This window comes from Pseudomonas mandelii (assembly GCF_002251635.1).
GTDB classification, from domain to species: domain Bacteria; phylum Pseudomonadota; class Gammaproteobacteria; order Pseudomonadales; family Pseudomonadaceae; genus Aquipseudomonas; species Aquipseudomonas mandelii_B.
Genome location: NZ_NMOJ01000043.1, coordinates 10,082 through 20,377, shown reverse-complemented (window position 1 = coordinate 20,377; position 10,296 = coordinate 10,082). Strand labels below are relative to the sequence as shown.

Sequence of the window (10,296 nt, the reverse complement as noted above, 5' to 3'; positions counted from 1 at the left end):
ACAGGACAATGTTCGACGTGAAGAAAACCACCGCTAAAAACAACAATTCACGCTGGCTGCGGCTCGCCCTCGCCCTGGCCGTCAGTGCCGCGCTTCCCCAGGCATTCGCCGCCGACGGCATTCATATTCCCGCGCAGCCGTTGGGCCAGGCCTTGAGTGAGCTGGGTCAGCAAACGTCGCTGCAGGTTTTCTTCAGTCCTGATCTGGTGGCCGGCAAACAGGCGCCAGCCGTCGACGGCGACCTCTCGCCGGAACAGGCCTTGCGCCAATTGCTGCAAGGCAGCGGCCTGCAATACCAGATCGATCAAGGCTCGGTGACCCTGACGCCAGCGCCGACTTCCGCAACGGCCGGCCCGATCGAACTGGGCATGACCGACATCAAAGTGCTCGGCGACTGGCTCGGCGATGCCGACGCTGCGGTGGTGCAGAACCATCCCGGCGCACGTACCGTGATCCGCCGCGAAGCGATGGTCGAGCAGGGCGCCATGAACGTCGGCGACGTNTTGCGCCGTGTGCCTGGCGTACAGGTGCAGGAAGCCAACGGCACCGGCGGCAGCGACATTTCCCTGAACGTAGGCGTTCGCGGCCTGACTTCGCGCCTGTCGCCACGCTCCACCGTACTGATCGATGGCGTGCCGGCGGCGTTCGCNCCCTACGGCCAGCCGCAACTGTCCATGGCACCGATTTCCTCCGGCAACCTCGACAGCATCGACGTGGTGCGCGGGGCCGGNTCCGTGCGTTATGGNCCGCAGAACGTCGGTGGTGTGATCAACTTCGTGACCCGCGCCATCCCGGAAAAATTCTCCGGCGACGTCGGCACCACCCTGGAAACCTCGGCCCACGGCGGTTGGAAACACATTGAAAACGCATTTCTCGGCGGCACCGCCGACAACGGCATCGGCATGGCGCTGTTGTATTCCGGCGTGAACGGCAACGGTTACCGCGAGCGCAACAACGGCAATGACATCGACGACGTGATGCTCAAGACGCACTGGGCGCCCACCGATGTCGACGATTTCAGCCTCAATTTTCACTACTACGACGCCAGCGCTGACATGCCCGGCGGTCTGACCCAGGCGCAGTACGACGCCAATCCGTTTCAGTCCGACCGCAATAACGACAACTTCAGCGGGCGCCGCAAGGATGTCTCGTTCAAGTGGACGCGGCAGCTCGACGACCGTACCCAGGCCGAAGTGCTGACGTACTACTCCGACAGTTTCCGCGGCAGCAACATCGCCAACCGCGACCTGAAGACCATCAGCTCCTACCCGCGCACCTACTACACCTTCGGCATCGAACCACGGGTGTCCCACGTGTTCGACGTGGGGCCGAGCACCCAGGAAGTCAGTCTGGGTTATCGCTACCTCAAGGAGGGCATGCACGAGCAGGCGAGCCGCCTGGCGCTGGTCAACAACGAGCCGGTGATCCGTCCCGGTTCGGACGGCCATGTGTACCAGGATCGTACCGGCGGCACTGAAGCCAACTCGGTGTACGTCGACAACAAGATCGACGTCGGTAACTGGACGATTACGCCCGGCATCCGCTTCGAACACATCAGCACCGACTGGCACGACCGCGCCGTGCTCGACACCGCCGGCAGACGTGTACCGGAGAAAAACCGCAGCATCGAAAGCAACGAGCCGCTACCGGCCCTGAGCGTGATGTACCACGTCTCCGACGCCTGGAAACTGTTCGCCAACTACGAAACGTCCTTCGGTAGCCTGCAGTATTTCCAGCTGGGTCAGGGTGGCACGGGGGATGAAACCGCCAATGGCCTGGAGCCGGAAAAGGCCAAGACCTATGAGGTCGGCACGCGCTACAACAATGAGGTGTGGGGCGGCGAGTTGACGGCGTTTTACATCGACTTCGATAAAGAGTTGCAATACATCAGCAACGACGCGGGCTGGACCAACCTCGGCGCGACCACGCACCAGGGCATCGAGGCATCGGTGCACTACAACATGGCGGCACTCGATCCACGGCTCGACGGCCTGACCGCCAACGCCGGGTTCACCTACACCCGCGCCGTGTATGAAGGTGAAATTCCAGGCTTCAAGGGCCGTGACCTGCCGTTCTATTCGCGCCAGGTGGCGACCGCCGGCCTGCGTTACGACATCAACCGCTGGACCTATAACCTCGACGCGTTTGCCCAGTCCAAGCAGCGCTCACCGGGTGTTGCGGTGAACGCCGATGGCAGCTTCACCAACAACTACATCACCGAAGGCACCGCCGATGGTCAGTACGGCGACATTCCGGGTTACGTGACCTGGAACGTGCGCGGTGGGTATGACTTCGGCGCGCAACTGTCGAATCTGAAGCTCGGGGCCGGGGTGAAGAACGTCTTTGACAAGCAGTACTTCACCCGCTCCAGCGACAACAACTCGGGGATGTACGTCGGAGCACCGCGCACGTTCTTTGTGCAGGCCAGCGTCGGGTTCTGATAGACCGAGTCGCCTTCATCGCGGGCAAGCCCGCTCCCACATGATAGACGATCCCTGTGGGAGCGGGCTTGCCCGCGATGCTTTTAGACCTTCAACACTCTGCCGCCAATGGCCACCGCCACCAGCAACACCGCCATCAACCCGAAGGCGAAACTCAAGCTGCTGCCATGGGCGATAAAGCCGATCACTGCCGGGCCCGCGAGAATTCCCGCGTAGCCCAATGTGGTAATCGCCGGCACNGCGATATGTTCCGGCATGACCTTCTGTTTACCGACGGCGGTGTACAGCACCGGCACGATATTTGAACAACCGGCACCCAATAACGCATACCCGACCAGCGCCGCCTCCCAGGCCGGCGCAAACGTTGCCAATGCCAAACCTGCCGCCGCCGTCAGGCCGCCGAACACCATCACCCGTGTCGCGCCCAGGCGCCGGACAATTCGGTCCCCGGTCAGTCTTCCGGCGGTCATGGTCAGCGCAAACGCCGCATAACCCAGCCCCGCATACGCCGTGTCGATCCCGCGCTCCTGCGCCAGGAACACCGCGCTCCAGTCGAGCGCCGCGCCTTCGGCCAGGAACACGATGAAACACATTCCACCGATAAACAGCACGATGCCATGGGGCACGGCAAACGCCGGTCCTGAGCTTTCGCTGCCATAAGGCAACAGGTGCGGCGCCGCTTTAAGCAACGCCACGATCAGCAACACATTCACCACCAGCATCGCCCCCAGCGGCGACAGCCCCAAGCCGAGCAGGGCGCTGACACCCGCCGCACCGACAATCCCGCCGAGGCTGAACATCCCGTGAAACCCCGACATCATGTTCTTGCCGCTGGCGCGTTCGACGATCACCGCTTGCAGGTTCACCGTCGAGTCCACCGTGCCCAGGCCCGCGCCGAACATGAACAGCGTGGCAATCAATGCCGGCACCGACGACACCGTTGCCAACAACGGCAACGCCGCACAAATCAACAACGTCCCCCCGGTTGCCACCCGACGGCAGCCGAAACGCGTGGCGAGCAGGCCAGCCATCGGCATCGCCAGAATCGAGCCCACCCCCAGGCACAACAGCAACAACCCGAGTGTGCCCTCATTGAGATTTGCGCGCGCTTTGGCATACGGCACCAGCGGCGCCCAGGCCGCGATGCCGAAGCCGGCGATGAAAAAGGCAATACGGGTCGACATCTGCTCCAGGCGTCCGGGAATGACGGGAGCAGGCGTGTTGAGGGCAGTCATGAAAAATCCTTGGCGGTGCAGGTTGCTGACAGAATGCAGGGCAACATCCTTGCATATCAGGCAGCGTCCCGCGACCTTGAAGGTTTCTCAGGGCGACATCCTTGCATAGCCTGACCCTCTGTCGCGAGCGCAGGCCGCGAGTTAATCGCCTGTGCAGGCGACAACGTATGGATTCTGAAGGTTTGCAGCGGTATTTTCCGACGCACTGGCTGTGGTCACGAACGGTTGTCGATCAACGAGCAATAAAACGTGTCACCGAGACGATCTGCGTTCCTTGCACTTGAATGTGCAAGAGCGCGGCAGGAAGGGAGGGCTCGTCGTCGAAACATTCAACAATGACGGTGCCGGCCGTTGTCGCCTGGATCGAAAGGCGTAGCGAGCGGCGTAACAGGCGTTTGATCGCAGCACTCAGGGGGACGGCTGATTTGCCATTGCGTACTTGCTCACAAAACGCCAGCGCTACCTCGCGCGGTGTGGGGGGAGGCGGCGAAACAATTGCGGCTTCGTCAAACAGTCGATTGAGCTGATCGGCCGCAGCCACCGCTCTCGGAAAACCGGCGAAGGCTGAAGCCTGCAGCAATATTCCCGTCAGTTCTGCCGGTGCGAGCCCCGAGGCCAGCCCCGTCTTGAAATGCACACTCAACGGTGGCCCGACCATGCCCGCCGCGACAATCGCAGCAAACGACACCGCTTCACGCAGACGAGGATCCAAGTCAGAACGGTCATGCAAATAACCGTAAACAACACCCACCGCCAGTTCGCCCAGGGCCGGGACCGTTCTGAACAGTGCGCCCAGGCGAGTTGCGCCGTCAGGAACCAGCATGAAAAATCCTTGGCGGTGCAGGTTGCTGACAGAATGCAGGGCAACATCCTTGCATATCAGGCAGCGTCCCGCGACCTTGAAGGTTTCTCACGGCCCATCTAAAACGTACCTCGAGTCTCGCTTTCGGTGCCGCTGGTGAAGCTGACGTTTGGTCCCGGCTGCCAACGCACGGCGTCCGACGAGTCGTTATTGCGCTCGATGCATTTCCATTGGATGCCTTGATCCGCCGGCACATCAATCGAACCGCTCCATTGGTTCTGCGCAGGGCTGCGGTTCAATGCCACGGCATGACGTGGATCCCAGGCCCCCAGTTCCAGCGACGAGCCGGCGCCGTAATCGTTGCGCAGCGTGATGAATTCGGCGCTGAAGGTTTCGAACACACGCGGGTTGTCGGTATTAAGATCGGCTTTGCCATCAAGGAAGGCGTCACCTTTATCGCAGGTGGGGCAATCGTGACGCCATTCGTTGCGGCCCCGGAGGAACAGCGGTTCGACGTTATTAATGTCAGACATGTGGTTAGGCACGACGTCGNGGCCTTTTTGATCGGCGATGACCACTCCGCCGAGTACCAGGGCAACCAGCAGGGGCAGCAGGGAAGTCCGTTTCATGACGTTCCTCCAAACGCGAATCAGGAGCTTCACTCTGGCCCGCGCGCGAAGGCTTGTCTGCTGTCATAACTGACAGGTTTGGCAGACTTGTTCGCAATAAGTGGCGTTGTATTTATAACTGAGTGACTGGAGGAACGCCCGGCTCGTGCTCGCACAGTGCCCGAATCAGCGGGTCGCGTACCTGCATCAACTCGAACAGACCCAGGGCACGAAGCGCCGGCAACGCCTGGCGAATGTCTTGCGTCGCGGCCGTGCGTTGATCTTCGGGTGTCTGGGGATCGATCAGCATCCGGGCATTGATCAGAAAGGCCCCGACCGTGCCTTTGCGCACAACAGTTCCATTGAATTGGCCTTGGTTCAGATCGTCGGGAAGCAGGTCTTCGGCGCGCATGGTTGAGACTCCGGTGAATGAGTGCCCAGACTAATCCGTTGCTCATGGCTAAACTGCGCTATCTGGGTCATTCGATAACGTGAAACTGCCAATGGCTAAACCGCTGATATCTGTTGAACAGGCGCAATCCAACGCGGGACCGCTGGTGATTGCCTCGGTCCTGAACAGTCCCATCGAGCGCACCAGCGCTCCCCACCGGCATGCGCGCGGGCAACTGTTGGGCGCGCGGCGCGGGCTATTGACGGTGGAGGCGGCAGATCATCACTGGGTGGTACCGGCGACCCATGCGGTGTGGATTCCACCCGATAGTGTGCATGGCTTGCGTTCCCATGGCCCCTTCCACGGCTGGAGTGTCTATGTGGCCGCGCCGGCCTGTGGCGAATTGCCCGGACACCCCTGCATCATCGCGACCTCGGGTTTGCTTCGTGAGGCTGTCGACCGGGCGGCGACCTGGGGCGAGGGACCGCTGGATCAGCGACAGGAGCGGGTCGCCCAAATGATTGTGGATGAGGTCGCCGCGCTACCCGCCGAGCCCTTCGGTCTGCCGCTGCCACTCGACCCGCGTCTGCGGCGGATCAGTCAGGCGCTGGCCGACGACCTCGCCGACAACCGTTCGCTCACCGAGTGGGCGCAATGGGCCGGTTTGTCTGCCCGGACCCTGGCCCGGCGCTTCGTCGATGAAACCGGCTTCAGCTTCAGCCAATGGCGCCAGCGCGCACGTTTGCTGCGGGCGTTGGAGTTGCTCGCCGCCGACGTACCGGTGACCACCATCGCCCTGGAACTGGGCTACGACAATGTCAGCGCATTCATTGCGATGTTCCGGCGAACGTTTGGCGTGACGCCGGGGCGGTATTTCATCGCAGGCCGTTGACGCCTACAGTACAGGCTCTTTTCAGGCTGACTTCAGGACTGATCCATGACGCCGTTCTACGATGCTCGAGGCAATATCTACGCGGTGGTGCCGCCCGACGAGGTGCGCGGTCGCGGTATCGATTTGCCGGACCAGGCCGGCGACGCTGCGCAGATTCGCGAGCGCTGGGCATCGGCCGCCATCGAGGCATTCTGCAGTTGGGCGCCCGGCACCCAGCCGCCCGGCAGCAAAGACCATCGTTGTGACGGGCTGTTGGTAGGGCCGTTTCAATCCTCGCCACCCTTTGATCTGTTGATCGTCAATACCGACGGCACCCTGGCCGAGCGCAGTGGCAATGGGCTGACAATATTTTCGCAGGCGCTCAGCGAGCAAGGATTGATGCCCAAGGAGCAGGCGTGCCTGCTGCGGGTTCATCACGACAAGCGTGATGCGGTCTCGCCGGTGGAAACCTCGGTGAAACCCGCTGAAGTCGACGGCGTGCAAGGGTTCTGGCTGGATCTGGGCAAACCTTCGTTCGGGCCGCAAGCGGTGGGCGCGCATGAGGTTGAGCGCGTAACGCTGAATGCTCGCGAAGTGAGCCTTGTGCAGCCGTTGTCGGCACTTGATGCTGCCTGGAACCGTAGCCAGTTTGTGCGCATCGGCAATCCCCATTGCGTGACGCTGCTGACGAATGCCGACGCGTTGCCGAGCAATGAGCGGATGCGTGAAGCGCCCTTGGCCCAAGGCTTGATGCGTATCGCCTATGCCGCGCCAGCCGGGGCCGGGCAGCCGTGTCCGTCGGGGGTGAATGTGCAATGGGCGATGCTTGAATCCGAGGGGCGCTTGGTGGCACGGGTGTTTGAGCGTGGGGAAGGGCCAACGGCGTCGTCAGGCACCAGCGCCAGTGCGGTGGCGTGTGCGGCGTGGCGGGTCGGTTGGGTGGCGGCGGGAGAGGTGAAAGTCGTCATGCCGGGCGGCACGGCGCCGGTTTTTTTGGAGGAATTGGCAGGGGAATTGAGTCGGGTCAGGTTATTTGGCACGGCTCGGTTGATGGGTTGAATTGAAAGCCGTCATCGCGGGCAAGCCCGCTCCCACAGGGATTTATGAGCGACACAGATCCTTGTGGGAGCGGGCTTGCCCGCGAAGAGGCCATCAGATTCAACGAAAATCTCAGCTCAAACCACCACTGAATTCCACCACCGGCATCGTCCGCTTCATCAACACCTTGCCATCGCGCACCGAATACAGCGGCAACCCCTGGCTGCGAATCACCTCGTAGTCGCTGTCTGCCGAGAGGATCAACAGATTGGCCGGGCGCCCGGGCTCCAGGCCGTACCGGTCCCCAANGGCCATGGCCTTGGCGCTGTTGTCGGTCACCAGGTCCAGTGCACTTTGCAGGTTGCGATACCCCAGCATGTGGCAGATATGCAGCCCCGCTTCCAGCACCCGCAGAATGTTGCCGTTACCCAGCGGATACCATGGGTCAACGATCGAATCCTGGCCGAAACACACGTTCATCCCCGCTTCCAGCAACTCATTGACCCGGGTCACGCCTCGGCGTTTCGGGAAGGTGTCGAAGCGACCTTGCAGGTGGATGCTTTCGGTGGGGCAGGAGACGAAGCTGATTTTTGAGTGCCCCAACAGGCGAAACAGCTTGGCGCAATAAGCGTTGTCGTAGGAACCCATGGCCGTGGTGTGGCTGGCGGTGACGCGTGTGCCCATGTCGCGGCTGCGGGCTTCTTCGGCAAGAACCTCGAGAAAACGCGAGTGCGGGTCATCGGTTTCGTCGCAATGCACGTCTACCAGGCAGCCGGTACGTTCGGCCAGGTCCATGAGAAACTTCACCGANCTCACGCCTTGNTCGCGGGTGTATTCGAAATGCGGAATGCCNCCGACCACATCGGCGCCCAGGCGGATCGCTTCTTCCATCAGCTCCCGACCGTTGCGATAGGACTCGATGCCTTCCTGCGGGAACGCGACGATTTGCAGGTCGATCAGGTGACGGCTTTCCTCGCGCACTTCGAGCATCGCCTTAAGCGCGGTCAGTTCGGGGTCGGTGACGTCGACATGGGTGCGAACATGCTGGATGCCGTGGGCAGCCAGGGCCTGGATCGTTTTCTTGGCGCGGGTCTTGGTGTCTTCTTGGGTGATGGTGACCTTGCGTTCGCCCCAGCACTCGATGCCTTCGAACAGCGTGCCACTCATGTTCCAGCGCGGCTCGCCAGCGGTGAGGGTGGCGTCGAGGTGAATGTGCGGTTCGACGAAGGGCGGCACCACCAGGTTACCGCCGGCGTCGAGGTCGTCGGGCCCCAGGGTCGGGGCTTCGGTCTGACGGGCGATGGTGCGGATCAGGCCGTTTTCCAGGTGCAACTCATGCAGGCCTTCTTGGTTGCGCAGGCGAGCGTTGATGATGTGCATCAGGCGAATCCTTTTATAGATCTTGTAAGGGAGCTTCAGCGGCACGGGCACCCAGTACGCTGGTCAATAGCACATACGTTAGCGCGGCAGCGGCAATCCCTACCAGTGGCGCGATCCAGGGCGAGCTGAATGCGGCGACAGTGCCGACGGCATAGGCGGTCAAACCAGGCCAGTTGAACGCCGGCAATCGAGCATCGGCCAGACGAGGATATTGACCACGATAGCGGAAGAAGAAATCCGCCATGATCACGCCGCCTATCGGCGGAATCACCGTGCCCAGCAGGATCAGATACGGCACCAGCAGGTCATACATGCCCAGCAACGCCAGCAGGGTGCCGATTACCGCGCCGGCCAGGGTCACGGTCTTGCGCCTGCGGGTGCGCAGCAAATTGCAGCCTGCGACGGCGAAATTGTAGATGGTGTTGTCCTGGGTGCTCCAGATGTTGAGCAGCAACATGGCCATCGCCGCCATCGCGAAACCTTGGAGCAGCAAGACTTCGACCACGTCCGGCTGCTGATAGACGATGGCGCCATAGGCCCCGATCAACACCATCAAACCATTGCCGATAAAGAAGCCGATCAGGCTCGCCAGCACCGCGACTTTGGCCGAACGAGAAAACCTCGTCCAGTTGGTGGCCTGTGTCGCGCCGCTGACAAAAGTGCCGAAGACCAGGGTAATCGCGGTCGACCAATCCAGCGTGCCTGTCGGGACCACCGCGAGCAGCCCGTCGAGCCCGCCGACTTTCACCGTGGCGACCCACATCGACAGCATCAGCAGCAACATCATGGCCGGCACCGCGATGTACGAAAGGATTTCCAGCCCGCGATATCCGATATACGCGGTGGCGCAAAANNCCAGGCCAAACAGCACCATCAATGCCAGCACCGAGCCTTGGCCCAATTCGAAATACTTGCCCAGCACCACAGCGGCGGTGGCAGTGCCCCAGGCGTACCAGCCAATCTGAGTGAAGCCAAGGATCAAGTCACTGAGCTTGCTGCCCACCTCGCCAAAGCAGAAACGCCCCATCAGCACCGAGTTCAAGCCGCTTTTGAAGGCGATGTAACCCAGGCNTGCGGCGTAGATCCCCAGCAGCAGATTGCCGACGACAATCACCGCCATCATCTCGCCAAAACTGAACGCCACGCCGAGCTTGCCGCCGGCGAACATGGTGGCGGTGAAGAAAGTGAAACCCAGCAGCACCATGGCGGTAGACGCCAGGCCCTTGCGCGCATGCATCGGCACTTCGCTGAGGGGGTAATCGTTGCCCGGTTCTTGCTGCGTCATGTGGCGTTCCTTGCTCAATGGGTGACGCGGGAGAGGTTGCAGTGGTCGTGCCAAACGGGGATGGCTTAGTTATGTATAGCCGAGCGGCGGGATTGACGCGGGGGAGGGGCACAAAAGCGGTGCACCTGAANNAACACAGANCNAATGTGGGAGCGGGCTTGCTCGCGAATGCGGTGTGTCAGTCAAAGATGTNNTGACTGATCCACCGCATTCGCGAGCAAGCCCGCTCCCACATTTGATCNNNA

General features: G+C 61.6%; 9 protein-coding genes. 3 read left to right on the top strand and 6 right to left on the bottom strand.

Annotated features, from left to right (window positions below; translation table 11 throughout):
- The first annotated feature begins 17 nt into the window (after positions 1–17).
- Complete coding sequence (locus tag B7L09_RS06495) at positions 18–2,441, top strand: TonB-dependent siderophore receptor (protein WP_094468219.1); 2,424 nt, start codon at positions 18–20, stop codon at positions 2,439–2,441.
- A gap of 83 nt (positions 2,442–2,524) precedes the next feature.
- Here B7L09_RS06495 and B7L09_RS06490 read toward each other — a convergent pair whose 3' ends face one another.
- The 4 genes from B7L09_RS06490 to B7L09_RS06475 form a co-directional block, all read right to left on the bottom strand.
- Positions 2,525–3,676, bottom strand: a complete 1,152-nt coding sequence (locus B7L09_RS06490) for an MFS transporter (RefSeq protein WP_094468218.1) — start codon at positions 3,674–3,676, stop codon at positions 2,525–2,527.
- Between the two features lie 232 nt (positions 3,677–3,908).
- Entirely contained in the window at positions 3,909–4,499 is a 591-nt protein-coding gene (locus B7L09_RS06485; RefSeq protein WP_094468217.1) for a carboxymuconolactone decarboxylase family protein, read from the bottom strand.
- Between the two features lie 98 nt (positions 4,500–4,597).
- Entirely contained in the window at positions 4,598–5,011 is a 414-nt protein-coding gene (locus B7L09_RS06480) for a carbohydrate-binding module family 20 domain-containing protein (RefSeq protein WP_438269296.1), read from the bottom strand.
- 208 nt (positions 5,012–5,219) lie between these two features.
- Entirely contained in the window at positions 5,220–5,498 is a 279-nt protein-coding gene (locus B7L09_RS06475) for a hypothetical protein (RefSeq protein WP_094468215.1), read from the bottom strand.
- Between the two features lie 91 nt (positions 5,499–5,589).
- Here B7L09_RS06475 and B7L09_RS06470 point away from each other — a divergent pair, with 91 nt between their 5' ends.
- Both B7L09_RS06470 and B7L09_RS06465 read left to right on the top strand, forming a co-directional pair.
- The gene (locus B7L09_RS06470; protein ID WP_094468214.1) at positions 5,590–6,369 is read left to right on the top strand and encodes an AraC family transcriptional regulator; all 780 of its coding nucleotides are present in this window, start codon (positions 5,590–5,592) and stop codon (positions 6,367–6,369) included.
- A gap of 45 nt (positions 6,370–6,414) precedes the next feature.
- Positions 6,415–7,407 (top strand): diaminopimelate epimerase, encoded by a 993-nt coding sequence (locus B7L09_RS06465; RefSeq protein WP_094468213.1) that lies wholly within the window; start codon positions 6,415–6,417, stop codon positions 7,405–7,407.
- A 111-nt stretch (positions 7,408–7,518) separates the two neighbouring features.
- On the opposite strand, the gene codA is transcribed toward B7L09_RS06465, so the two are convergent.
- Together codA and codB are read right to left on the bottom strand one after the other, a co-directional pair.
- Positions 7,519–8,766 (bottom strand): cytosine deaminase, encoded by a 1,248-nt coding sequence (gene codA / locus B7L09_RS06460; RefSeq protein WP_094468212.1) that lies wholly within the window; start codon positions 8,764–8,766, stop codon positions 7,519–7,521.
- 13 nt (positions 8,767–8,779) lie between these two features.
- Entirely contained in the window at positions 8,780–10,051 is a 1,272-nt protein-coding gene (codB, locus tag B7L09_RS06455; RefSeq protein ID WP_094468211.1) for a cytosine permease, read from the bottom strand.
- Positions 10,052–10,296 lie beyond the last annotated feature (245 nt).